Raw genomic sequence first — 25,124 nt, forward strand, 5'->3', positions numbered from 1 at the left:
CAGGGCCCCTTGTTTACCCGATCAAAGTTCGCGTTGCGTGTCGGAAAATGGCGGGAACTTGTCAAGGAGCGCGGCGACGATCTTGCCGAAACCGATGCCCAGAGACGATTTCACCATCAACACGTCGCCTGGTGCGACCGAGTTCAATACATAATCCGTCAATTCGCCAGTGTTCTCGCGATATTCGACATGGACGCTTTCCGGCAGCGATTCCTTGAGCGCAGCCATTTCTGCTCCTGCGAGCCAGACATGTTCGATGCCGGCCGCAAGCACCGGTACGGCAAGATCGGTATGAACCTTCTGCGCGTACTCCCCCATCTCCAGCATGTCGCCGAGCACGGCGATACGGCGTCCGCCGCCGGTCGGCTCGGAAGCCGCCAGCAGTGCGATCGCCGCGCGCATCGAAGCCGGATTGGCATTGTAGCTCTCGTCGATCAGCGTGAAGCGGCCGCTGCCGACCGAAAGCCGGTGGCGCTTGCCTCTGCCCTTTTCAGGCCTCAGAGTCGTGAGCGCTTCGATCGCCTTTTCCATGTCGGCGCCGACGATCCTGACGACGCCGAGCGCTGCGAGAGCATTCTCGGCGATATGGCGGCCGGGCGCGCCGATCGCGACCTCCAGCGTCTCACCGCCGATCGTCAGCCACAGCGTCGAGTTCTCGTCCGAGCCGTTGAATTCCGCCAGCCGGAATTCGGCCTTGGCATGCTGGCCGAAGGAATGGATATGCTCGACGCCGAGCGACTGCGCCGTGCGGTCGAGGAAATTGAACTGGTCATTGTCGCGGTTGAGCACGACATGGCCGCCCGGTTCGAGCCCCTCGAAGATCTCGGCTTTGGCGGCAGCGATTTCCTTGATGTTCTTGAAATTGCCGAGATGCGCCGGCGCGATTGTGGTGACGATGGCGACATCGGGACGGATCATCGCTACCAGCGGCCGGATCTCACCGGGATGGTTCATTCCGACTTCGAAGACGCCGTAATCCGTATCCTCAGGCATGCGCGCCAGCGTCAGCGGCACACCCCAATGATTGTTGAAGGAGGCGACGGAAGCATGCACCTTGCCGGAGGGCGACAGCACGTGCCGCAGCATCTCCTTGGTGGTCGTCTTTCCCACAGATCCCGTCACCGCGATGATCCGGGCCTTAGAGCGCTCGCGCGAAGCAAGGCCGAGCCGGCCGAGTGCTGCGAGCACGTGCTCCACGACGATCATCGGCACCGTCAGGCGGCCCATGGCCGGAAGTCTCGCCTCGCTGACGACAAGAAGGGAGGCGCCGTTTGCCGTCGCCATCGATGCGTAGTCATGACCGTCGACACGGTCACCCTTGATCGCGAAGAAGGCTTCGCCCGGAGTGATCGAGCGGCTGTCGATGGAAATGCCGGTGATGCCTTCGGGCGGAGTGCCGAAGGGGCGCCCCGCCATTGCTGCGATCATATCTTCGGTCGTCCAGAGCCAGCTCAAGATTGCGGTTCCTCCAAGGCCTTGCGCACCTCCGCATGATCGGAAAACGGCAGGGTAACGCTGCCGATCGTCTGCCCTTCCTCATGCCCCTTGCCGGCGACGATCAGCGTATCGCCGGATCTCAACATGCCAACCGCCTCGCGGATCGCCGTGGCGCGATCGGCGATTTCCGAGGCGCCGGGTGCTGCCGCCATGATCTCCGCCCGAATCGAGGCCGGCTCCTCCGAGCGCGGATTATCGTCGGTGACGATGACGACGTCGGCAAGTCGGCAGGCGATTTCGCCCATGATCGGCCGTTTGCCGCGATCACGGTCGCCGCCACAGCCGAAGACAACGACGACGCGGCCCGTGGTGAAGGGTCTGACCGAGCCTAGCACGTTTTCCAGCGCATCCGGCTTGTGGGCGTAGTCGACATAGGCGAGCGCGCCATCTTTCGTATGGCCGACCAGTTCGAGACGGCCGGACGCACCGATGAGTTTTTCGAGCGCGGCCATCGCAACCTTCGCCGCAACGCCGGTCGACATGGCAAGCCCGGCCGCGACCAGCGCGTTGGCGACCTGAAAATCGCCGGCCAGCGGAATGTCCACCTCGAAGATCTCGCCGTCGATATGGATCTCGGCGGTCTGCTTGTGGCGGAAGTGCTCGACGCGTTTCAAGGCGAGGTAATCGCCCTTGCGCCCGACAGTGCGGACGTCGTGACCGGCATCGGTCGCAGCCTTGATCGCCTGCGCCGACCACAGATCATCGGCGAAGATCACCGCCGGCGACCCCTTCGGCAGCAGCACATCGAAAAGCCGCATCTTGGCGGCCATATATTCTTCAACGGTCGGATGATAATCCATGTGGTCGCGGCCGAGATTGGTGAAGGCGGCCGCCGCAAGCCTAGCGCCGTCGAGCCGGCATTGGTCGAGGCCGTGGCTGGAAGCCTCCATCGCCGCATGCGTGACACCTTCATCGGCAAGTTCGGCCAAGAGCTTGTGCAGCGACACCGGATCGGGCGTCGTCAGCGAACCATATTCGTTGCGCGTCGGCGAGACGACGCCGGTCGTACCGATCATTGCCGCAGCATGACCCGCATGCGCCCAGATCTGCCGTGTGAAGGAGGCGACGGAAGTTTTGCCCGCCGTGCCGGTGACGGCGACTATGGTCTCGGGCTGCCTGGCGAAGAAGCGCGAAGCGGCGATCGAAAGGAAACGGCGAGGCTCTTTGACCGCAAGCACCGGGATGGAGGCATCGATGGCTTGGGAGGCGATCGCGACGGCAGCGCCCCGGCCGGCGGCATCCGCGATGAAGCCCGCGCCGTCCGCCTTGGTGCCGGCAACCGCGACGAAGGCATTGCCCGGCGCCACATGGCGGCTGTCCGAAGACAGGCCTGAGATGTCAAGCAAGCCTGCCGGGCCTTCGAGCTGTGCTTCAAGTTCCGGAAACTGATCTCCGGCCAGGTCTCGCAATTTCATCGAATGCACTTTTCTCTCTTGAAACCGGTTCACCCCTCGCGAATCGGCGCCGATATTCATTCACACTCAATAAGACACCAGCAAGGCCGATCCGCCCTCCCCGAATTTCGGCTCGATGCCGAGAATGGGGGCCGCACGGCTGATGATCTCGCGGGCGATCGGGCCTGCGGTACCGGCGGAGATCGTTCCGCCATAGGCCTTCTCGCCGGTTTTCGGCTCATCGCAGAAGGTGATCACGGCATATCTCGGATCGTTGATCGGGAATGCGGCAATGAAGGAATTGAAGTTCAGCGTCGCCGAATAACGACCGTTCACCACCTTGTCGGCCGTGCCGGTCTTGCTGCCGACGGCAAAGCCCGGCACGCGGGCGACGCGGCCCGATCCCTTGTATCCGTTGAAATCGAGGAGATAGCGGATCTCGTCGCTGGTCGTCTTCTTGATCACCTGCGTGGCGATCTCATCGGCCTGTTCGCGGCTGCGCGGCAGGAATGTCGGCTCGATCAGCTTGCCGCCGTTAACGAGGGCGGCCGCCGCCACGCCTGTCTGCAGCGCCGTCGTCGAGACGCCATGGCCGAAGGAAATCGTGATAGAATTGATCTTCTTCCAGACGCGCGGCTGGCTCGGCATCTTCACCTCAGGCAGTTCGGTCTGCATCTTCGTCAAGAGGCCGAATTTGGTCAGATAATCCTTCTGCGCGTCGATGCCGACAATGTCGATGACGCGCGCCGTGCCGATATTCGACGAATACTGGAAAATCTCAGGCACGGTCAGCCAGCGGCGCTGCCCATGGAAATCGTGGATGGTGAAGCCGCCGATATAGATCGATTTGCTGGCATCGAAACTGTCGGTCATCTTGACCTTGCCGCTGTCGAGCGCCATCGCCAGCGAAAAGGTCTTGAAAGTCGATCCCATTTCGAAGGTGCCGTTGGTCATCCGGTTGAGCCAACCCTCCTTGGCCCCTTGCTGCGGATCGTTCGGATCGAAATCCGGCGCCGAGGCCATCGCCAGCACTTCCCCGGTATGCACGTCGATAACAGCGGCACCGGCGCCCTTGGACTGGAAGTTGTTGACGGCGTTGACGACCGCGTCCCGGACGATGTTCTGGACGCGCAGGTCGATCGAAAGCCGCACCGGCTCGAGAGGCTGGTCGCTGGTCATGCCGACCGAGGCGAGGTCGGCGAGCCCCTGGTCGTCGATATATTTCTCCATCCCGGCAACGCCACGATTGTCGATGTTAACGTAGCCGAGGATGTGCGCGGCGGTAGAGCCGCCCGGATAGAACCGGCGCTTCTCCGGCCGGAAGCCGATGCCGGGAATGCCGAGGGCCAGGATCTGGCTCTGCTGCTTCGGCGTCAGCTGCCGGCGCAACCAGGCGAAATGCGAGGTCTTCGCCGAGAGCTTTTTATAGGTGTCCCTGACGTCGAGTTCGGGCAGCACCGTCGCAAGCTTCTCGACCGCCTCGTCGGCATCGACGATCTTGTTGGGCTCGGCAAACAGCGAGACGGTGCGGATGTCGGTCGCCAGCACTTCGCCGTTGCGGTCGAGAATGTCGGGGCGCGAGGCCATCAGCCGATCGGGCGGCAGGATGCTGGAGACGACCTCCTGATCCTTCATTGCATATTCGACAAGACGGCCGCCGATAATGACGTAGACACCCATGAAGCCGAGGATCAGCAGGCCGACGCGGCTTTTAGCCTGCCCTGATTTCTTCTTGCGGGAGCCCTCGATCGCCAGGCCGGCAGGGGAAGGACCGCCGAACCGATTATAGACGCCGGCAGAAAAATGCGCCTGGCTCTTCAAGACCATGATGCGGGAAAGAAACGACATTATTCCACCGACCCCGTTTCGATCTCATCTGCATCATCTTCCGGCTCGACGCGCGGCGCGGGCTTTGGAACAGGCCGCGCCTTCGTCGTGACGGTCGCCCCGGCAAGAGCCGCGCCTTTGGCGCCGGCCTCGGTAACGCTCTTGGCGTTGGCCTCGGTCGCGCCCTTGGCGCTGGGCTCGGTCGCGCTTTTCGCGCTGGCCTTGGCCTCCGTCACGTCGGGCACCGGAACCTCAGACTTCAACATCGGCAATTCTTTGGCATGCACCAGCGCCGTCGATTGCGTCGGCTGCAGCTGCAATTCGTCATCATAGGCCTTGACCAACCGTTCAAGACGGTTCGGCTGCGATTGCAGCGCCCAGTCGGCCTTGAGAAGGTCGATGGTGTCCTCTTCGAGCTTGATCTCCGCTTCGAGGCGATGAACCTCCTCGAGCTTCAATTCGGCGCGATGCTTGATCGTATAGGTGACGGCGGCGGTGGCCGTCATGACGCCGATGAGCACGAGATCGAACGTTTTCAACATGTCAACCTCCAAGCTTTCCGAGACTGGCGAGATTGGGAAACCCAAAGAGCGACATATCCGCGGCCTCGGCCGCAGCCTCCGTCCTCAGTCCGGCGCGCAGTTTGGCGGAGCGGGCGCGCGGATTGATCTCCGCCTCCGCATCGCTTGCCGAAACCATCGGCTTGCCGATCGCCGCAAAGGTTGCCGCCCGCTCATGCGCGACAGGCAGATGCCGCGACCCCGCCGCCTTGCCGGCACGATCGGAGAAGAATTTTTTGACGATGCGGTCTTCGAGCGAATGAAAGGTGACGACGACGAGCCTCCCGCCCGGCTTCAGCGCTGCTTCCGCCGCAAACAGTGCCTGCGCCAGTTCGCCGAGCTCATCGTTGACGAAGATGCGCAAGGCTTGGAAGACGCGCGTTGCCGGATGGATCTTGTCCTTCATCTTACGTGGAGTGACGAGCTCGATGAGACCTGCAAGATCGCGCGTCGTCTCGAACGGCTTTTCCTCGCGGCGCTTCTCGATTGCATGCGCGATGCGCGGCGACTGGCTTTCCTCGCCGAGAAAATGGAAAATGCGGATGAGATCGGCGACTTTGGCGCGATTGACGACATCGGCGGCCGAAACGCCTGTCGCCGACATGCGCATGTCGAGCGGTCCATTCTTCTGAAAGGAGAAACCGCGCTCGGCCTCATCGATCTGCATGGAGGAAACGCCGATATCGAGCACGACGCCGTCAAGTCCGCCTTGCGGCACATGATCGGCAAGATGTGAGAATTGCGAATGAACGAGCTTGAGACGGTCACCATGGGCGGCGACCATTGCCTGGCCAGCGGCAATCGCCGTTGGATCGCGGTCGAGCGCGATCACCTCGGCGCCGGCAGCAAGGATGGCCGAGCTGTAACCGCCCGCACCGAAGGTACCGTCGAGAATGAGCTTGCCGGGCGTGGGCGCCAGCGCTGAAAGCACTTCATCGAGAAGGACAGGAATGTGACGAACCGGTCCGCCACCGGCATCAGTTGAACCTCCGCCAGGATTCGCCACCATTCCGTTCCCTCGTTCTTTCAGGAACGCTTGCCCGCCAGCTTGCGCTCCCCTCGTGCCTGCACCTGCGCAGCCACAAAAGCCTGCGGCTGCCAGAGCTGAAAATAGTCCGCCCGACCGACGAAGGTCACTTCGTCCGAGATGCCGGTAAAGCCGCGAATGAAATCCGTGACCATCAGCCGTCCCTCGGCGTCGAGCTTCATGAAGACCCCGCCTCCATGAATGAGAAGCGACATCTCGTTCGCATCCGGCGAAAACGGATCCTCCGCAGCAATCCGCCGTTCGAATCTTTCGAGAAGATCCGGACCGCCGACGCTGATCGCCGGAAACACAAAGTCCTGGAAGCAATAGAGCTCCTGAACATTGCGCTGCGCCAGCACGGAACGGAACGCGGAAGGCACGGAAACCCTGCCTTTGGCATCGATCCTGTTGGTCGCACTCGAAAGGAAGCGGCTCATCACACGAAACATCCGTTCCCGCAGGGATCCGGACCAGAAGACGCCCGAAACTCCCGATATCAGACACAGCTTCGCAAGCCGGATGAGCAAAAACCCCTCCGACGCTTCCGGAAAGGAAGACGCCTTTGCTTTGCGATGAATGGGCAGATGATTGCCCCGGTGCAGTGCGCATTTGGGATAGCATGGGACCATATGGGCGTCAATGGGATGCGCCCATTTTGCAGTGGACGCATGATCAAAAATTTATAAGCCGTTAAGTTTAACAAAGGGTTAGGATCACCCTCTCACGATGGCGCGCAACCGTGCTTTCGCAAAAAGAATTTTCGCCCGGCGGATTGCATGAGCATCCACTTGAAAACTTTCAGTTTCAGCAACTTATCTGGAAGTGATTCTTGAAATTGCGGCTTGATCGCGCCACAAAAGTTAATCGCCAGTTGGCCTGTAAGCCGGGTTCTGTATGGCTCCGGCGTGAACCGGAACGTGGCAGCCATTCCTCTGGGACAGCGCTCGCACGCTGCCTCGCGCAACCCACCCGGATGGCTGGCCTGGAAACCGGCCGGAAGGCCTTTCGGCCTGCCACGTCATCCCTATTCGGTCTTGCTCCCGGTGGGGTTTACCGTGCCATTTCCGTTGCCGGAGATGCGGTGGGCTCTTACCCCACCCTTTCACCCTTACCTGTCATGACAGGCGGTTTGCTTTCTGTGGCACTTTCCCTGAGGTCGCCCTCGCCGGACGTTATCCGGCACCGTGTTTCCGTGGAGCCCGGACTTTCCTCACCCTACCGCCTTTCGGCATTGATAAAGCGCGGCTGCCCAGCCAACTGGCAGGGCTCCCATAAACGAGAGAGAGGGCAATTGCCACCGAAATCAAAATTTATTTAGCGAAATTGCGGTGTGAAATCCGTGGAGTAGCCTTGTTCGCTGATTCCGCCTGCCAAAAGCAGCTCGGCCCCAAGCCGGCCGATTTCGTCCGAACTCTTGGCCGACGTGCCAGCACAGCCCGTCGCCACCGCGATTTCTGGCGATGAGGTATAGCCGATCATCGGGTAACCACTCGCCGTCTGCGACACGACGCAGGCGGCCGTCGAAATCGAGAGCGGCACCAAGTCGGGCACGAGACCTTCAACGATGCGCTTGAGGTGTGCCCCCACGCTGTCGCGCCCTTCTGTTTTGAACCAGGCCCGCATCGCCGCCTCGTCGCCGAGTGCCAAATCGTCGGGATCACCGCCGATCTTCAGGTAGAGTTTGCCGTCGGGATAGCGGATCGGCGGCAGCAGATAGATATGGAGGCCGGGCACATTTAGAATGAGCGACGGCATGGTCGCAAGGCGCGCCGCGTCGGTCTCGCTCACTTCGAAAAGCGTGACGGTCCGACCATAAACCGTCATGGCAACGGGCTTCGGCAACAGATTCTCGGCAATAGAAAATCCGCCCGCAGCCAGCAGCACCTTTTCACCGCGATAGGTCCGGCCGCCTGCAGTCTCGACGACAGCCGATCCGCCCTCGCTGCGGATCGAGACGACATGGTCGCAAATGACGGCAGCGCCTGCCCTTTCAGCCAGCAGCGACTGCGCCTTCACCAGCTTGCGCGGGCTGATATGCCCGGCCCCTCTCGCCTCGAAGACGCCGGCGGCGCCATCGGGGAAGGCGAAGAAGGGAAAGGCGGCCTTCAGCCCGGCCGCGTCGAGAAGGCTGGTTTCGACGTCCAGCAAAACGGCAGCCTGCCGGGTCTTTTCGAGATAATCGCTTCGATCAAGCGCGACAACGACGCAGCCGGCCTCGCGATAAAAGTCGATGCCGCTGTCGCGGGCGATCTCGCCATAGCGACCGATCGAGCGGTTGGCGAGCAGCGCCCAGTTGCGGTCAGGATCGATGGTGCGGGTGATGCGCCCTTCATCGTAATGGCTGGCGAAAACGCCCTGATGCGCCTTGCGATCATCAGGTTCGTCCGGGCCGATCACCGCAACACCGTCCGCTTGGCGCGCCAGATGCCGCGCCGCCGCAGCCCCCATTAGCCCGCGCCCAACGACGATGTATTTGAAATCGATTGTCATCGCATTTCTCCTCAAACGAAGACCGGCGTGAGTTCACTGCCGAAATCCGCGTCGCCAAGTTGCCCTTCCGTAAGAAGCACCGCTCCCAGCCGCCCAAGTTCGTCGGAGGATTTGGCCGCGACGAAATTGCCGCCGGTGAGCACCGCGATGCGCGGCGACTGGGTATATCCGGCATAGGGATAACCGGTCGGTGTGAAATTCGCCACGCAGGGCGCCGAAGTGACCGGGCAGCTGGCAAGCTCCGGCATCAGTTGCAGGGCGATGGCTGAGAGATTATCGCGCTCGGCAGCATTGCCGTCTGAACGGAACCACGCGCCGACATCCTCCAACCTGTCGAAGGAAAGTGCCTCGGTGTCGCCACCGAGCTTCAGATAGGTCTTGCCGTCGGGATAACGCACCGGCGGCAGGATATAGATGTGGTCCTCCTCCCGGTCGCCGAGCACGATCGTCGACGGCATATCACCGAAGGTCGCCATCTCGCGCTCGCCGATCTCGTAGAAGGCGACCGTGCGCGCCAGGACTCTGGTGTCGACAGGACGCGGCAGCAGGGCATGGAAATTGCTGAAACCGCCGGCAGCGACCAACACGCGCTCGGCGCTGTAGCGTCTGTCGCCGACCGTCACCTCGACATGCGAACCGGCATCGCGCACCGATGTCGCAGTTGCCTCGATCAGCGCAACACCGCCCTGTTCGGCAAGCCTCGTCTGCGCCCGCACCAGTGCCCGCGGGTTGATGTGCCCGGCGCGCTTGCGCTCGAAATATCCCGTGAAATCAGGATCGACGGCAAGGTAGGAAAAACGTTGGCGAAGTTCCGACGGCGCGATGGTCTCGATATCGCTGCCAAGCGTCCGGCTGACAGTCAGCGCCCGGTTGATGTAGTCCCGCTCATCCTTCACCGTCGGACCGGTGAAGAGGCAGCCGACCTCCGAATAGAAGGAAATGCCGCTCCTTGCCTCGATCTCGCCGTAGCGGTCGAGCGCCCGGGCGGCGAAACTTCCCCAGGCCAGATTGCCGTCGAAGGTGCGGGTGATGCGCGCTTCGTCGTAATGGCTGGCGAATATCCCCTCGTGGGCGTTGCGTTGCTCCGGCTCGCGCGGGCCGATCAATGCAATGCCGTCGGCCATCGACGAGAGGTGTCGTGCGGCAGCGGCACCCATCATGCCGCGTCCGATGATGATGAACCTGAAATCGACTGCCATATCTAACCTCGTATCGAGGTAGCCCACCTCGTTTCAGGTGGGGATATCACGGCGAGCGTCCTGATTCATATCGCAAAAATGCCGGAAAGAAATTTCTCCCGACCCGTCTGGCGAAGCTCAATCGAGCATCGCCAGCACCTTGCCGCAATAGGTCTTGGATACCGGGTTCATGCGGGTAGCGGCATGGCCGGCATTGTATTTCAGGATAGTGTTGCAGGTCTGCCCGCCACCGAGCTGATGGGCGGCCGCCAGATATTTCATCCCGTATTTGATGTTGGTCTCCGGATCGAACAGGCCTTTCTTGGTACCGGAGTAACCCATCATCCGCGCCGTTGCCGGCTTGATCTGCATCAGGCCGACTTCGCCGGCGCTGCCGCGGGCATTCGGATTGAAATTGCTCTCGACACGCACGACAGCCTGGGCGAGCGCGACGGGCACGTTGTATTCGGCGGCATATTTATTGATCAGCACGGCATAGGGAGTGCTCGTGGAAAAATCCGGCATGGCGTAACCGCTCTGGCGATCGACGGTTTTCAACGAGATGGTTTCGGCCCTGGCACCCCAGTCATCCCCCGCCAAGGCAAAACTATATCCCGCCAGCAGCATGCCAACGCATGCCGCAGCACCAACAATCATATTCTTCATGTAGTCTATTCACTCCGACCCATAGAATTGCAGGACTGCGCGCCTCGCCGTCATCCGGTTATACGCGATCAAGGATTGACCGTGTTCCGCAGCAATTCTTATCGTTTCATTTGGCGCTCATCGTTACACTTGGAAAGGCCGCGAGCGCTGTTCAGCGGGCGTTCTTAGACCATCGCAATGAGGAGATAATAGGGAAATGATGTGGCGAGGTGGTTTTCCCGCCGGTCGCGAGAAATCCGCCCTGATGTCCGGCTCTTCCGCTCAGGAATAACGCGGCAGCGCCGACAGCAGCCGGTGCAGCGTATCGATTGTCGAGAAATCGGCGATGCCGTCCACCCGTTCGGGACGAAAATGGCGTTGGAAGGCTTCCACGTCACCTGCCGTCTTTTCGGAAAATTGACCTGTGATTTCAGTGCTGTAGCCATAGAGAGACAGCATCGACTGCAGTGCTTCGACAGGCTGGCCGGCGTCACCCCGCTGGAAGAAGCGTCCGCCGGTGATCGTTGCCGGCTCGACCCAGTGCCCGATGCCCGCCCGGTGAAGTTCGGCCCAGGGGAATTTTTCGCCCGGATCAACCTTGCGGATCGGGGCTACATCGGAGTGCCCGAGGACCCGTTCCGGCGCGATCGACCAACGTTTGACACAGTCGCGACACAATTCGATCACCGCGGTGATCTGCTCATTCGGATAATCGGGAAGCCCGCCGGGATGGCCGGCATTGGCGATCTCGATACCGATCGACAGCGAATTGATATCCGTCTCGCCCTGCCAACTGCTCTTTCCAGCGTGCCAGGCACGCCGCGCCTCCGGTACGAGCTGCACCACCTCACCGTTCTCATGCACGAAATAGTGGCTGGAAACCTGGCTTTCGACGCGACAGAGCCAGTCGAGCGCGCCATCTGCCGTTGGCATGCCGGTATAGTGCAACAGGACCATGTCTGGACGGCGCCCGTCCGTCCGCTCGCCGTGGTTTGGCGAAGGCTGCACGCGGGCGCTGCGGCAGTCGGCCTCGAACGAGGTCATGCGGCACGGCGTTCCTTCTCGATCGCCGCATAGGCTGCATTCAGCGCCGCCATGCGTTCGTTGGCGATCACGTGGAATTCCTTGGGCACGCCGCGCGAGATCAGCCGGTCGGGATGATGTTCGCTGACGAGGCCATGGTAGCGGCGGCGGATGGTCGGGAAATCATCCGACGGCGAGACGCCGAGCACCTTATAGGGATCGCGGCCGGACGAGACATGGCGTGCGGCGATCTGCTCGAAGCGGGTCTCGCTCGTCTGGAAGATCTCACCGATATGGCTGAGGAAATTCAGTTCCTTCTCGTGGATCAGCCCATCGGCCTTGGCGATGTGGAAGAGGCCGTCGAGCACGTCTTCCAGCACGGTGCAATTGGCCGCGCAGGTGACGCAGAGCGTCGAGAGCCGTTCGGCATAGGCCTCGTAGCCAGCGACGTCCTGGCGTGCAAGGTTGTAAAGCCTGGCGACGTTCTTTGCCTGATCCTGTGGGAATTCGAAGATTTCGCGGAAGGCTTCGACCTCCTTCTCGCTGACGATGCCGTCGGCCTTGGCCATCTTGGCTGACAGCGCGATGATCGCCACGGAGAAAGCCACTTTGCGCCGGGTCTCGGGATCGCCTTCGAAAACTGTTCGGATAGCCTCGACCACCGCAGACAGCGCATTGCCCGCGGTATTGCCAATGGCATTCAACAGTTTTTCCCAGAAGGACATCGAAATCTCTCGCATGATTATAGGCTTATATGCAAACAGCTTGACCAAAGAATCGTAGCCTTTGCAAGGCGGCTATTGGTCGTAGGGCCGAACACAGTTTTCACGATTTTGTAATTGTCGCACTGCAGCAAAGGATTCTCGTGCACTCGGCACTTCCGCTACGGTGCGCGCCTCGCCGGCAATTTCCACAACTGTTCTCGGCAGTCAGAACCAGCCTGAAACGATTATATCAGTTCTTCCGGTCACTACGCGGCAGAAAGGCGCTATTTCGTAAATTCTTTACTTTACAGGCTCCTTTCCCTGCCGCATCCATGCGCTCATGCATTTCGCCCGGAAGTGCAGCGGTTCCGGGATGACGACGTGCATAAAAACAATGAGCTAAGCGCATCGCTTGAATCGACTTTGATGCGACGCCTATAGCTGATGCCGCCGCACCGAAACGCCATAGGAGGGATCATGGCCAAGCAGAAAGTTGCAATGCTGACCGCCGGAGGCCTTGCGCCCTGTCTCTCCTCCGCCGTCGGCGGCCTCATCGAACGCTACAGCGACATCGCCCCCGACCTCGATATCGTCGCCTACAAGTCCGGCTACCAGGGCGTACTGCTCGGCGACAGCATCGAGATCACCCGCGAAATGCGCGAAAAGGCGCCGCTGCTGCATCGCTACGGCGGCTCGCCGATCGGCAACAGCCGCGTCAAGCTCACCAACGCCGCCGATTGCGTCAAGCGCGGCTTGGTCAAGGAAGGTGAGAACCCGCTGCGGATTGCCGCCGAACGCCTCGCCAATGATGGTATCACCATTCTCCACACGATCGGCGGCGACGACACCAACACCACGGCCGCCGACCTTGCCGCCTATCTCGCCGCCAACGGTTACAACCTCACCGTCGTCGGCCTGCCGAAGACTGTCGACAACGACGTCGTGCCTATCCGCCAGTCGCTCGGCGCCTGGACGGCCGCCGAAGTCGGCGCGCATTTCTTCGACAATGTCGGCAACGAACAGACGGCCGCCCCCCGCACCCTCGTCATCCACGAGGTCATGGGCCGCCATTGCGGCTGGCTGACGGCCGCTACCGCCCGCGCCTATCTCCAGCGCACCAGCCGCAATCAGTATGTCGACGGACTGATGATGAACGCACATCTGAAGAGCATCGACGCCGTCTACCTGCCTGAGATGGCCTTCGACCTCGACGCCGAGGCTGCCCGCCTGAAGGAGAGCATGGACCGCAACGGCCACGCCACGGTCTTCGTCTCCGAAGGCGCCTGCCTCGACGCCATCGTCACGGAGCGCGAAGCCGCCGGCGAGACCGTCAAGCGCGACGCCTTCGGCCATGTGAAGATCGACACGATCAATGTCGGCGCCTGGTTCCAGAAGCAGTTCGCCAGCCTGTTGAACGCCGAACGTTCGCTCGTGCAGAAATCAGGCTACTTCGCCCGATCGGCGCCGGCCAACGGCGACGATCTCCGGCTGATCCAAAGCATGGTCGATCTCGCCGTCGAAAGCGCGCTCAACAAAGTCTCCGGCGTCACCGGCCATGATGAAGCGCAGAACGGTAAATTGCGCACTATAGAATTTCCGCGCATCAAGGGCGGCAAGGCTTTTGACCTTTCGACGGCATGGTTTGCCGAAGTCATGGACAATATAGGTCAGAAATACAAAGAAGCGTGATTGACGGATGGTTAATATGATGTCTTTGCTTGTTCCCGAGGAATAGGGAGGAGACACCATGTCACTTGAAGCTTGGCTCGCTTTTGCGGCCGCATCCGCCATTATGCTGGCCATACCGGGGCCGACGATACTGCTCGTCGTTTCCTATGCGCTCGGTCATGGCCGCAGGACTGCGTTTGCAACGGTGAGCGGCGTGGCGCTGGGTGACTTCACCGCGATGACGGCGTCTCTCTTTGGTCTCGGCGCCGTCCTGGCCGCCTCCGCCACCCTTTTCACCGTCCTGAAGTGGATCGGCGGCGCCTACCTGATCTGGCTGGGAATCAAGCTCTGGCGGGCTCCCATCATCGGCGAACCGGTTGCCGACAACGACAATCTGCCGGAAGAGAAGTCGCTCAAGATCTTCCTCCACGCCTATGTCGTCACCGCCCTCAATCCGAAGAGCATTATCTTCTTCGTCGCCTTCGTGCCGCAATTCCTCAATCCGGCCCTGCCTTTCGTCGGTCAGATGGCGATCATGGAGGCCACATTCCTCGTACTGGCGATCCTCAACGCTTCCACCTATGCGTTTCTCGCCCATACCGCGCGCGGACTGATTCGCAAGGCGAGCATCCAGCGCGCCGTAAACCGTACCGGCGGCACGCTGCTCATCGCTGCAGGCGCCGTAACGGCCGGGTATCGCCGTATTGCAGCCTAGTAACATTGCGTGGTTGCCGGAATGTCACAAATAGGTTAATGGGGTCACCAGGGCTTAAGGTTTTTAGTAACTTTTATACGCTGCCGGGGCGGCGCGATTTCACGAAAGTGGCGGAATGGTAGCGATCGGATTGTCCGGCCTGAAACGCAGTCTTGTCGTTTCGACGATACTCTGCGGCGTGATGACGGGATGCGCCAGCGTCGAATACACATCTCAGGCCGAACTGACAGCCGCCCAGACCGTTGTGCCGATGCCTAAACCCGGTGAATACGCCACGCTTGCTGCGATTCCGACAGCCGAAGGCACAGCCGGTCAGGCAGTCGCCGGCGCCACCCTTCCCCAGGCATCCCCTTCCCTGACCGCGACGGCGATGCCGACCGTGACAGCCTCTCAGCCTGCCGACCTCGCCATACAGCCGGCAGCCTATGCGCAAATTCCGCTGACGCCCGAAATGACGGCGATCCAGTCGGTGGTGCCGACGCCGCGTCCAGGATCCCCTGCGCAGCCGACGACGCAGCTTGCCTTTGCCGCGACACCGCAGAACGGCGCGCTTGCGGCACTTGCCGCAGTCGACACGACGCCGCGTTCCAGCATGGACTACGGGTTCGATGAATCCGGGCCGATCGATCCGCCGACGGCGCCGCCGATGTTTAGCGACGACGACAAGGACGATGCGCCGACCGTCGAAAAGAGCTTCGTTACCAAGCTCATTCAGAAATATTCGAAGCTCTACGAAATTCCCGAGACGCTGCTCCACCGCATCGTCCATCGCGAGAGCCGCTACAACGCCAAGGCCTACAACAAGCGCGGCTATTTCGGCCTCATGCAGATCAAGTACAACACCGCCAAATCCATGGGGTATGACGGCGCCCCCGGCGGTCTTTTCGATGCCGAGACCAACATCAAATATGCCGCGAAATATCTGCGCGGCGCCTGGCTCGTCTCCGACAGCAAGGAAGACGATGCCGTGCGCCTCTATGCGCGCGGCTATTATTACGACGCCAAGCGCAAGGGCATGACCGACATCGCCCAGGGCAACTATTAAGCAATAGAACGACTGAAACGACGAAGGCCGCCTATGGCTGCGGCTGCGCTGGCCGTTGCGATCCCGCCTGCTGTTGTGGCTCTCCCGGTTGCGGCAAGGTCGCCAGGACCGCCTTGAGAAGCGTCTGCGGCTGATAACCGAGCCGGCTCGGCGTCAGCCCGAGCCGGATGACGACCAGATTGGCGGACGGCACGATCGCCATGCTCTGCCCGTCATGCCCCGTCAGCCAGAATGTATCCTCGGGCAGCCCGAACTTGGCACTCGGGCCGCCGGGCGCGAGCCAAGCCTGGCCCTGCGTATAGCGGCCGTTCGACGCTGCCGTCGGCGTGCGCATGGCGCCGACAAAACCTTCCGGCAATAGCCGTTGACCGTCCCAGACTCCATCCTGCAGCAGGAACTGGCCGAAGCGCGCCCAGTCACGCGCCGTCGCGTAGAGATAGGAGCTTCCGGCGAACGTGCCGCGCGCATCGAGTTCGAACACGGCGCTGGTCATGCCGAGCGGCGAAAACAACGCGTCATCAGGATAGGAAAAGGCCGCCTGTGCATGGCCGACCCTGTCCATCCAGATGCGCGACAAGAGCACCGCGGTGCCGCTCGAATAGCGGAAGCGCTTACCCGGCGCTGCTTCCAGCGGTGCGTTGGCCGGCAGCGACACCATGTCGGGGTCAAGATAAAGCATGCGCGTCACATCGGCGACATCACCATAATCCTCGTTGAAGGCAAGTCCGCTCTCCATGCCGAGCAGGTCGGAGACCTTGATCCTGGCGCGCGCATCGTTCTTCCACTGCGCCAGCAGATTGTCGTCGTCGAATGAGATCTTGCCGTCGAGCATCAGCCGGCCAAGGATCGCAGCATTCACCGTCTTCGTCATCGACCAGCCGATCAGCGGTGTCTTCGCCGAGAAGCCGGCGCCATAAGTTTCGGCGACGATGCGGCCGTTGCGCAACACCACGATCGCCCGCATGGCCGGGCCGGCTACTCTCTCATCGGCAAGCAGGGCGGCGATCTTCCCGTCCGGCCGATCGCCGGCGCCGTCACCCTCCGGCCACAAAGCCTCGTTCACCTCCGCTCTGGCCGACGCATTGAAAGGCACCGCATTCGCCGCCGCCTCGAAATTGCCGTCCGGCACGCTCGTGCAGCCGAAAGCGCCACGATAGAGCGCATAACTCGGCGCAAACAGTCCCATGAAGCGCGCCGTCACACGATCGCCGTCGCGGTCGACACTGACTCGCACCAGCCGCAGCAGCGGATTTCCGGGCGCCTGGACATCATCATGGAGCACTTCCTCGGCCTCCCGGCCGGCGATGAAGACGTTGGAGCAGATGATCTTGGCGGCATAGCCGTCGCCGACACGTAGCAATTCCGGCGGCTGGACGAAGAGCCAGCCGGCGACGCCGATGACGGCGAGAACGACAAGGAGAGCAAGCGCCTTCGGCATACGCAGGACAAATCGCATGGCATTCCTCCATGCCCGAGAGAAGCAGGAATCGCACGCGCCGGAAAGGGGCCGCGGCGGAGAAGAGCCGTCATTGCGATCACATTACCAGGAGGGCGATCACTCCGGAGAACGGCGCCCACAGCCCACGTCATCAAACTGTAGCAGTGGCGCGCTACACGCCCTGAACGCTAAAAAGGTGACAGACTCATGTCAGAATTTGCACCGGATGCCGGCTTCCGCAAGAACCGGAAACTCAAGGACGCCCTTCTCCGCCACAAGGCTTTTTCGAAGGATGGTTTTTCCGAGCGTCTCTTCGGCCTTCTCTTCTCCGGCCTCGTCTATCCGCAGATCTGGGAGGATCCGGATCTCGACATGCAGGCGATGGAGCTGAAGCCCAACCACCGCATCGTCACCATCGGCTCCGGCGGCTGCAACATGCTCGCCTATCTCTCCAAGGCGCCGGCCTCGATCGACGTCGTCGATCTCAATCCGCACCACATCGCGCTGAACCGCCTGAAGCTTGCCGCCTTCAAGCACCTTCCCGGCCATTCCGACCTCGTCCGTTTCCTGGCGATGCCGAACGAGAAGTCGAACAGCCGCGCCTACGACCAGCATCTCGCCGCCAAGCTAGACGAGGCGACCCGCAGTTATTGGAACGGCCGCAAGTTCGGCCGCCGCCGCGTTACCGTCTTCGACCGCAACATCTACGAAACCGGCCTGCTCGGCCGCTTCATCGGCGCAGCCCACCTTCTTGCCCGCCTGCATGGCGTCAAGCTGCGCGAGATGACCAAGACCCGCTCGATCCGAGAGCAGCGCCAGTTCTTCGAAGAGCAAATCGCGCCGCTGTTCGAAAAGCCGGTCGTGCGCTGGATCACCGGCCGCAAGAGCTCGCTCTTCGGCCTCGGCATTCCACCGCAGCAATATGACGAGCTCGCCAGCCTCGCCGCTGACCATTCGATCGCAGCGGTGCTGAAGCACCGCCTGGAAAAACTCGCCTGTCATTTCCCGATGCGCGACAACTATTTCGCCTGGCAGGCCTTCGGCCGTCGCTACGGTACCGAAGAGGAAGGTCCGTTGCCGACCTATCTGAAATCGGAGCATTACGAGGTGATCCGCGCCAATATCGACCGCGTCAACGTCCATCATGCAAGCTTCACCGAGCTTCTGGCCCGCGAGCCGGCCGCCTCGCGCGACCGCTACATCCTGCTCGACGCGCAGGACTGGATGACGGACGAGCAGTTGAACGACGTCTGGCGGGAAATCACCCGCACGGCGCGTGATGGCGCCCGCGTAATCTTCCGCACCGCGGCCGAGAAGAGCATCATCGAAGGCCGCCTGTCTTCCTCGATCCGCGACCAGTGGGATTATTTCGAGGAGAAATCGCGTGAGCTGACGGCGCTCGATCGCTCGGCAATCTACGGCGGTTTCCACATCTACGGGAAGAAGGCGTGAGCAAGGTCGACACCGAGACGGCAGGAAAGAGCGGCGAACATGCCAGCCTGATGGATGGCATGTACCGCTATCAGCGCCATATCTACGACCTGACCCGCAAATATTACCTTCTCGGTCGTGACAGCACGATCCGCAATCTCGACGTGCCCGAGGGCGGCACCCTGCTTGAAGTGGGCTGCGGCACCGGGCGTAACATGGCCTTCGCCCATCGGCATTTCCCGACCGCGAAGCTGTTCGGCCTCGACATTTCCCAGGAAATGCTGATTTCGGCGCGCAAGACCTTCGCCACCAAGGCGACCATCCCGGAATTCCGCGTCGCCGACGCCACGGCGTTCACGCCGCGCGAATTCGGCGTCAGCGGCTTCGACCGCATCCTGATCTCCTATACCCTATCGATGATCCCCGACTGGGAGCGCGCCGTCGATGCGTCGATCGCCGCACTCAACCCCGGCGGCCAGCTGCACATCGTCGATTTCGGCCAGCAGGAGGGCCTGCCCGGCTGGTTCCGCCACATGCTGCAGTCATGGCTTGCGAAATTCCACGTCACCCCGCGCCTCGATCTGCGCGACGTCCTGGAAGCGCAAGCCCATGAAAACAACGCGAGATTGTTGTTCGGTACCGTCGGCGGCGGTTATGCCTGGCGGGCGGCTATTATCAGCAAGCGCTCATAATTCACTTGAAACTAACCGAATTTTTACGTTGATATGGTGAAAAGAGGGTTATCCTCTGCCGACTCGTCTTTTTCGAAGGTCAGGCTGTGGGGCAAAGAGATCATTCGAGTTACGACGGGACGCCCATGCGCCGGCTTTTGTTTTGCGTTTTGCCCCTGGCCATCCTGTTGGCCGGCTGCTCCTCCTCCGGGTATGACTATCTCGAAACGGCATCGATCAAGCCGAAGATGCGTTTCAAGGATACTGATCCGCAGGATTTCGGCCCCAAGCATCCGCAACAGAACCAGGTCCATGGGATCGACATCTCCAAGTGGCAGGGCGATATCGACTGGGCGACGGTGAAGAATTCCGGCGTCGCCTTCGCCTTCATCAAGGCGACCGAAGGCAAGGACAGGATCGATCCGCGTTTCGACGAATACTGGCGCGAGGCCCGCGCCGCTGGCATCCCGCATGCGCCCTATCATTTCTATTATTTCTGCTCCTCGGCCGATCAGCAGGCCGACTGGTTCATCCGCAACGTGCCGAAGGAGGCCATGCGCCTGCCGCCGGTGCTCGATGTCGAATGGAACGCAGAATCGAAGACCTGCCGCTATCGTCCCGATCCGGAAACCGTGCGCGCCGAAATGCAGCGATTCATGGACCGGCTGGAGGCCTATTACGGCAAACGCCCGATCATCTACACCTCGGTCGATTTCCACCGGGATAATCTGGCCGGCTACTTCCAGGACTATCATTTCTGGGTCCGTTCGGTGGCAAAACACCCCGAGGTGACCTATTCCGACCGCCGCTGGGCCTTCTGGCAATATACCTCGACCGGCGTCATTCCCGGCATCAGCGGTCCCACCGATATCAATGTCTTTGCCGGCAGTGCAAAGAACTGGAACAATTGGGTTGCGGCCGTTTCCAAGGATAGAAATTCTTAGTAACGTCTTCCGATGTTTCTTGCTTCCGTCACATTCCTCTGTGAAAGCGACGGCAATCTTTTTGATATAAGGACCGCATCCATGCACCGCTCGCTCACAAGCCGCTCTGCACTCGCTCTTCTGTTTGCCCTCGCCCTCGCCGGCGGAGCAGCCGCCCAGCAGGCGCCGGACGCAGCCGCGGCGGCGCCCTGCGGCGGCGATCTCTCCGCCTTCCTTGAAGGCGTCAAGAAGGATGCGGTTGCCGCTGGTGCAAGTGCGGCAGCCGCCGACGCCGCCTTCGCCGGCGCCGAGATCGATCCCAAAGTTCTGAGCCGGGATCGGGCCCAGGGCGTCTTCAAGCAGACCTTCCTCGAATTCTCCCAGCGCACCGTCAGCCAGGCCCGCCTCGACATCGGCCGCCAGAAGATGAAGCAATATGCCGAGGTCTTTGCCCGCGCCGAACAGGAATTCGGCGTTCCCTCCGGCGTCATCACTGCCTTCTGGGCGATGGAAACCGATTTCGGCGCCGTCCAGGGCGATTTCAATACCCGCAATGCTCTGGTGACGCTGTCGCATGATTGCCGCCGCCCCGAACTCTTCCGCCCGCAGCTGATCGCCCTCGTCGAGATGGTTCAGCACGGCGACCTCGACCCCGCTACCAATACCGGCGCCTGGGCCGGCGAAATCGGCCAGGTGCAGATGCTGCCACGCGACATCATCGCCTATGGCATGGACGGCGACGGCGACGGCCATATCCGCCTGAAGCAGAGCGGCCCGGATGCCATCCTGACGGCAGCGAAATTCATCCAACATCTCGGCTTCGAACGCGCCCAGCCCTGGCTGCAGGAAGTGACCGTGCCGGATAACCTGCCCTGGGAAAAATCGGGCCTCGGCGGCACGATGAAGGCCGGCGAGTGGTTCGCGCTCGGCGTCAAGCCGCGCGACGGAAATACCGCCTTTGGCAATCTCGAAGGCGATCTGGTGCTGCCGCAGGGCCGCATGGGACCGGCCTTCATCGCCTACCCGAATTTCAAGATCTATCTCGAATGGAACAAGTCGTTCATCTACACGACATCGGCCGCCTATTTCGGGACGCGTCTTTCGGGCGCCGAGCCCTATCTCAAGGGCGTGCCGGAACAGGGACTCGCCAGCGACCAGATGAAAGCGCTGCAGACCAAATTGCAGTCCCTTGGCCACGATGTCGGCGAGATCGACGGCATCCTCGGCTCTGGCACGCGTGTCGCTATCCAGAAGGAGCAGCAGCGCCTCGGCATGCCGGCCGACGGCTGGGCCACACCTGCCCTTCTCAACGCTCTCTGATCACCGCTGACACCTAACGCCGCCCACTTCGCAAGAAACGGGTGGCGCGGTCCGCCGTCTGCGCTAAGCATCAGATCTGAAGCGGGTGCCGGTCTTCGTAAACGACCGGCTTACGGTGGAGGAAGCGGCGTGGACAGCAGAATGAATGCCTGGATCTGGGGCCTGCTGGTCCTGCTCGGTCTGATCTGGGGCGGCTCCTTCTTCTTTGCCCGTATTGCCGTCCATCACGTGCCGCCGCTGACCCTCGTCTTTCTCAGGCTGCTGCTCGCAGCACTGGCGCTGCATATCTATATCGCCGGCCGTTTCGACGTCTATTCGACCCTCAAAGCCCGCTGGCGCGAATTCCTGATCCTTGGGCTCATCAACAATGCCCTGCCGCATGCGCTGATCTTCTTCGGCCAGACCCGCATCGGCGCCGGCCTTGCGGCGATCCTGAATGCGACGACGCCGATCTGGACGGTGCTCATCGCCAACTCCTTCACATCGGATGAGAAGCTATCACCGGCAAAGATCACCGGCTGCCTCGTCGGCCTCACCGGAACGATCGTTCTGATCGGCCCCGGCATGTCGGCTGGCGGCGAGGCGCCGCTCTGGGCACTGCTTCTCCCCGTGCTTGCCGCGATCTCCTACGGCTTTGCCGCCACGTACGGCAAACGTTTCAAGAATGTTCCAGCCCCGGTCACTGCTGCCGGCCAGTTGACCGCCTCCTCGCTGATCGCGCTGCCGCTGTCGCTGCTCTCAGATCGCCCCTGGGCGCTGGCCGCCCCGCCGCTCGAAGCGCTGCTTGCCATCCTGGCACTGGCGCTGCTGTCGACCGCTTTTGGCTATATCCTCTATTTCCGGATTATGGCGGCGGCCGGAGCCACCAACGCCTCGCTCGTCACCCTGCTGGTGCCGCCGAGCGCCATCCTCCTCGGCGTTCTTTTCCTTGATGAAAGCCTGGCACTCGGCGAATTCGCCGGCATGGCGCTGATCGGTTTCGGCCTCGTCATTCTCGACGGCCGGGTCTATCGCCTGCTGGCGAAGACCACCTGATACCGGTTGCGAATTCCGCATGTTTTCAACCGGTTGCCCGGTTGCCATGTTTTGGGCGCATAGGTAAATCCGCACTCGCCGGATTTAACGGCATGTTAAAATCTGTGAACAAAATTTCATCGAAAATAATATAATACTTTCAATCGCTTGATTAAATTCTGCTCAGCTTATCCACCGCATCGTTCTGCAGCGCAGCATAGAATCTGCTTCCCAACCGACATATTTCAGACATATTATTGGCCGGTTAACGCGAGGAGACAGACATGGGACTCACGCAATCCTTGAATGTTCTGTTGGTCAGTGCAGCGTTTGCTTTCGTCTTGTCCATGCTCTTCATCTGAGCCGGCCGAGGAAAGCGGAATGACTGGTAGCACCTGAACTCCCCTGATCAATCCGCCAATAAAAAAGCGCATGTCCCGCCCGACATGCGCTTTTCACTTTCGAGCTGAAAAATCAGGCGGCCGCGCCAGCACTTTTTGCCGCCCCGCGGGAAAGGCCGAGATTGTCGAGCACGGCGGAAACCAGCGGCGCACGGTTCATCGTATAAAGATGAAAGTCACGGATGCCGCGCCGAACGAGATCCTCGATCTGCTCGGCGGCGACATCGGCTGCGACCTTCGCCCGCTCTTCGGGCTTGTCGTCGAAGCCGGCGAAGCGCTCATCGAGGAAGTTCGGGATGACGGTGCCGCAGGCGCCGGCGAAACGCTTCAACTGCGTCAGGTTCTGGATCGGCATGATCCCGGGCACAACGGGGATCGAGATGCCGGCCGCACGCACTCGTTCCAGGTAGCGTTCGAAATTGTCGTTGTCGAAGAAGAACTGCGTCAGCGCCCGGTCGGCGCCATTGTCTGCCTTGCGCTTCAGCATCTCGATATCGGCAGTCGTATCGCGGCTTTCCGGGTGTTTTTCCGGATAGGCGGAAACCGAAATCTCGAAATCGCCGATCTCCTTGAGGCCGGCCACCAGCTCCGCTGCGTTGGCGTAACCGCCGGGATGCGGCTGATAGGGCGCGCCGGCGCCGCCGGGCGCATCGCCGCGCAACGCAACGAAATGCGTCACGCCAGCCTTGCGGAATGTATCGATCACCTGATGCGTCTCTTCCTTCGTCGCGCCGACGCAGGTGAGATGCGAAGCGGTGGCGAGCGGCGTCTTCGACAGAAACCGCGAGACGGCAGTCAGCGTCGGCGCCTTGGTGGTGCCGCCTGCGCCATAGGTCACCGAGACGAAATCCGGGTCCCAGTCCTGCAGTTCGCTGACCGTCTGCCAGAGCTGACCTTCCATCTCTTCGGATTTCGGCGGGAAGAATTCGAAAGAGATCCCGATGTTGCGGCCGCGTGCCTCGTTATTCAAAGCCATGTCATACTCTCCCGGCAAAGGTAGGTTCGGCGCCTTCGCTTGTCTGCGAAGCCATGAGGCGCCTCGGGTCGCGCGCGAGCCAGACGGTGACCGTCAACCCTTGCCCGCTTGGCTGACCCGGATGAAGATCGACGATCTGCTCGACGTCGAGCCCGGCCCTGCGCAGCCAGTCGGATATCGCCTGGTGCGAAAAACCGAGACGGACATGCGCATGCTCGTCGCGAAGATATTCGAGCGTGTGCGGCGCAAGGTCGATGACCACGAGTCGGCCGCCCGGCCGGAGCATGCGCGCCGCTTCCGCGATCGCAATCTCCGGCTGATCGAAGAAATGCAGCACCTGATGGATCGTCACCAGATCGAAATCCTGGCCCTCGAACGGCAGGTTCAGGATATCGGCGTGGCGCACGGTGGCTTTGGTGATGCGGGACTTGTCCAGATTGGCGCGCGCCACACTCAACATGTCACGGCTGGCATCGACGCCGACCGCCCGGCGGTAGAGCCCGGAAAGCAGTTCGAGGATGCGGCCGGTGCCGGTGCCGAGATCGAGCAGCGAGTCGATCGGCTGGCCGCCGAGCAGCCGGATGACGGCCGCATCGACCTCCTCGTCGGCCGCATGCAGGCGGCGAAGCTCGTCCCATTCCGCCGCGTTGCGGCTGAAATAGGCCTGTGCCCGCTCGGCGCGCTGGCGCTTGACCTGCGACAGCCGTTCGCCGTCGCGAAGAACGGTCGGATCGTTTTCGGAGACATGCTTCAGCAATGCCCGAACGAGCATTGCCGCCTTGCCGTCCTGCTTGAGGCGGAAATAGGCCCAGGCGCCTTCCTGGTAGCGTTCGATCAGTTCGGCCTCGCCAAGCAGCTTCAGATGGCGGGAGATGCGGGGCTGGGATTGGCCGAGAATTTCGGTAAGATCGGTCACCGTCAAGTCGCCGCCGTCGAGAAGCGCCAGAAGCCGCAGACGCGTCGGCTCGCCGGCCGCCTTCAAGACGTCCACCAGCGCATCCAGTCCAAGCTTCAAGGGTTCACTCATCTTCGGTCCAATCAAGATATAAAGATATCTTTATGTGATTTGAAAGACGGTGACAAGCGTCAATTCGCGCTCCCGCGAAATTGCCTGCTCAAATTGCGACAGGCCAGACGTGAAAAAGCCCCGGCCGAACCGGGGCTTTTTGACTGGAAA

At 61.4% G+C, this 25,124-nt stretch carries 22 protein-coding genes and 1 other RNA gene; 8 read left to right on the forward strand and 15 right to left on the reverse strand.

The window, feature by feature from the left end:
- Window positions 1-21 precede the first annotated feature (21 nt).
- The 12 genes from HJB83_RS18915 to HJB83_RS18970 all read right to left on the reverse strand — a co-directional run bounded on the left by HJB83_RS18915 (window position 22) and on the right by HJB83_RS18970 (window position 12,366).
- Window positions 22-1,455 (reverse strand): UDP-N-acetylmuramoylalanyl-D-glutamyl-2,6-diaminopimelate--D-alanyl-D-alanine ligase, encoded by a 1,434-nt coding sequence (locus tag HJB83_RS18915; protein WP_221132097.1) that lies wholly within the window; start codon window positions 1,453-1,455, stop codon window positions 22-24.
- Window positions 1,452-2,972, reverse strand: a complete 1,521-nt coding sequence (locus HJB83_RS18920) for a UDP-N-acetylmuramoyl-L-alanyl-D-glutamate--2,6-diaminopimelate ligase (protein WP_221132098.1) — start codon at window positions 2,970-2,972, stop codon at window positions 1,452-1,454. The genes HJB83_RS18915 and HJB83_RS18920 overlap by 4 nt, the downstream gene beginning before the upstream one ends.
- Window positions 2,973-2,978: 6 nt before the next feature.
- Complete coding sequence (locus tag HJB83_RS18925) at window positions 2,979-4,739, reverse strand: penicillin-binding protein 2 (protein WP_164011719.1); 1,761 nt, start codon at window positions 4,737-4,739, stop codon at window positions 2,979-2,981.
- Window positions 4,739-5,260, reverse strand: a complete 522-nt coding sequence (locus HJB83_RS18930; RefSeq protein ID WP_207581134.1) for a hypothetical protein — start codon at window positions 5,258-5,260, stop codon at window positions 4,739-4,741. The genes HJB83_RS18925 and HJB83_RS18930 overlap by 1 nt, the downstream gene beginning before the upstream one ends.
- Window position 5,261: 1 nt before the next feature.
- Window positions 5,262-6,287: a 16S rRNA (cytosine(1402)-N(4))-methyltransferase RsmH gene (rsmH, locus tag HJB83_RS18935; RefSeq protein WP_221115799.1), complete on the reverse strand. Its 1,026-nt coding sequence runs from the start codon at window positions 6,285-6,287 to the stop codon at window positions 5,262-5,264.
- Between the two features lie 17 nt (window positions 6,288-6,304).
- Window positions 6,305-6,742, reverse strand: coding sequence for a division/cell wall cluster transcriptional repressor MraZ (gene mraZ, locus HJB83_RS18940; protein WP_221115800.1), 438 nt, complete (start codon window positions 6,740-6,742; stop codon window positions 6,305-6,307).
- A gap of 426 nt (window positions 6,743-7,168) precedes the next feature.
- An RNA gene (gene rnpB / locus HJB83_RS18945) (RNase P RNA component class A) lies at window positions 7,169-7,566 on the reverse strand.
- A gap of 53 nt (window positions 7,567-7,619) precedes the next feature.
- The gene (locus HJB83_RS18950; RefSeq protein WP_207581137.1) at window positions 7,620-8,795 is read right to left on the reverse strand and encodes an FAD-binding oxidoreductase; all 1,176 of its coding nucleotides are present in this window, start codon (window positions 8,793-8,795) and stop codon (window positions 7,620-7,622) included.
- A gap of 11 nt (window positions 8,796-8,806) precedes the next feature.
- Window positions 8,807-9,994, reverse strand: a complete 1,188-nt coding sequence (locus HJB83_RS18955) for an FAD-binding oxidoreductase (RefSeq protein ID WP_207581138.1) — start codon at window positions 9,992-9,994, stop codon at window positions 8,807-8,809.
- A gap of 117 nt (window positions 9,995-10,111) precedes the next feature.
- Window positions 10,112-10,639 (reverse strand): lytic transglycosylase domain-containing protein, encoded by a 528-nt coding sequence (locus HJB83_RS18960; RefSeq protein WP_007630080.1) that lies wholly within the window; start codon window positions 10,637-10,639, stop codon window positions 10,112-10,114.
- Window positions 10,640-10,900: 261 nt separating this feature from the next.
- Entirely contained in the window at window positions 10,901-11,662 is a 762-nt protein-coding gene (locus HJB83_RS18965) for an N-acetylmuramoyl-L-alanine amidase (protein ID WP_221115802.1), read from the reverse strand.
- A complete protein-coding gene (locus HJB83_RS18970; protein WP_221159577.1) occupies window positions 11,659-12,366 on the reverse strand; it encodes a DnaJ family molecular chaperone in 708 nt (235 codons plus the stop codon). The genes HJB83_RS18965 and HJB83_RS18970 overlap by 4 nt, the downstream gene beginning before the upstream one ends.
- 456 nt (window positions 12,367-12,822) lie before the next feature.
- Here HJB83_RS18970 and HJB83_RS18975 point away from each other — a divergent pair, with 456 nt between their 5' ends.
- The 3 genes from HJB83_RS18975 to HJB83_RS18985 all read left to right on the forward strand — a co-directional run bounded on the left by HJB83_RS18975 (window position 12,823) and on the right by HJB83_RS18985 (window position 15,773).
- Entirely contained in the window at window positions 12,823-14,034 is a 1,212-nt protein-coding gene (locus tag HJB83_RS18975; protein ID WP_207581141.1) for a pyrophosphate--fructose-6-phosphate 1-phosphotransferase, read from the forward strand.
- Window positions 14,035-14,092: 58 nt separating this feature from the next.
- Complete coding sequence (locus HJB83_RS18980) at window positions 14,093-14,728, forward strand: LysE family translocator (protein ID WP_017965118.1); 636 nt, start codon at window positions 14,093-14,095, stop codon at window positions 14,726-14,728.
- A 115-nt stretch (window positions 14,729-14,843) separates the two neighbouring features.
- Entirely contained in the window at window positions 14,844-15,773 is a 930-nt protein-coding gene (locus HJB83_RS18985; protein WP_207581142.1) for a lytic transglycosylase domain-containing protein, read from the forward strand.
- Window positions 15,774-15,804: 31 nt separating this feature from the next.
- On the opposite strand, the gene HJB83_RS18990 is transcribed toward HJB83_RS18985, so the two are convergent.
- Window positions 15,805-17,229, reverse strand: coding sequence for a serine hydrolase (locus HJB83_RS18990; RefSeq protein WP_221115806.1), 1,425 nt, complete (start codon window positions 17,227-17,229; stop codon window positions 15,805-15,807).
- A 189-nt stretch (window positions 17,230-17,418) separates the two neighbouring features.
- On the opposite strand from HJB83_RS18990, the gene HJB83_RS18995 reads away from it, so the two are divergent.
- From HJB83_RS18995 to HJB83_RS19015, 5 genes are all read left to right on the forward strand, one after another.
- Window positions 17,419-18,663, forward strand: coding sequence for a DUF3419 family protein (locus HJB83_RS18995; RefSeq protein WP_221132099.1), 1,245 nt, complete (start codon window positions 17,419-17,421; stop codon window positions 18,661-18,663).
- On the forward strand, window positions 18,660-19,334 hold the full coding sequence (locus HJB83_RS19000) for a class I SAM-dependent methyltransferase (RefSeq protein WP_207581145.1): 675 nt from the start codon (window positions 18,660-18,662) through the stop codon (window positions 19,332-19,334). Before HJB83_RS18995 ends, HJB83_RS19000 begins: the two co-directional genes overlap by 4 nt.
- 125 nt (window positions 19,335-19,459) lie before the next feature.
- Window positions 19,460-20,257, forward strand: coding sequence for a GH25 family lysozyme (locus HJB83_RS19005; RefSeq protein ID WP_221115808.1), 798 nt, complete (start codon window positions 19,460-19,462; stop codon window positions 20,255-20,257).
- A gap of 81 nt (window positions 20,258-20,338) precedes the next feature.
- Window positions 20,339-21,556 carry a lytic murein transglycosylase gene (locus HJB83_RS19010; RefSeq protein WP_221115809.1) on the forward strand — a complete coding sequence of 406 codons (1,218 nt, stop codon included), beginning with the start codon at window positions 20,339-20,341 and terminating at the stop codon, window positions 21,554-21,556.
- 129 nt (window positions 21,557-21,685) lie between these two features.
- Window positions 21,686-22,591 (forward strand): DMT family transporter, encoded by a 906-nt coding sequence (locus HJB83_RS19015; RefSeq protein WP_221115810.1) that lies wholly within the window; start codon window positions 21,686-21,688, stop codon window positions 22,589-22,591.
- 453 nt (window positions 22,592-23,044) lie between these two features.
- On the opposite strand, the gene metF is transcribed toward HJB83_RS19015, so the two are convergent.
- Both metF and HJB83_RS19025 read right to left on the reverse strand, forming a co-directional pair.
- Entirely contained in the window at window positions 23,045-23,947 is a 903-nt protein-coding gene (metF, locus tag HJB83_RS19020; RefSeq protein ID WP_221115811.1) for a methylenetetrahydrofolate reductase [NAD(P)H], read from the reverse strand.
- 1 nt (window position 23,948) lies between these two features.
- Window positions 23,949-24,974, reverse strand: a complete 1,026-nt coding sequence (locus HJB83_RS19025) for a metalloregulator ArsR/SmtB family transcription factor (RefSeq protein WP_207581150.1) — start codon at window positions 24,972-24,974, stop codon at window positions 23,949-23,951.
- Window positions 24,975-25,124 lie beyond the last annotated feature (150 nt).

The sequence above is a fragment of the Rhizobium sp. NZLR11 genome (assembly GCF_019685115.1).
Lineage (GTDB): Bacteria > Pseudomonadota > Alphaproteobacteria > Rhizobiales > Rhizobiaceae > Rhizobium.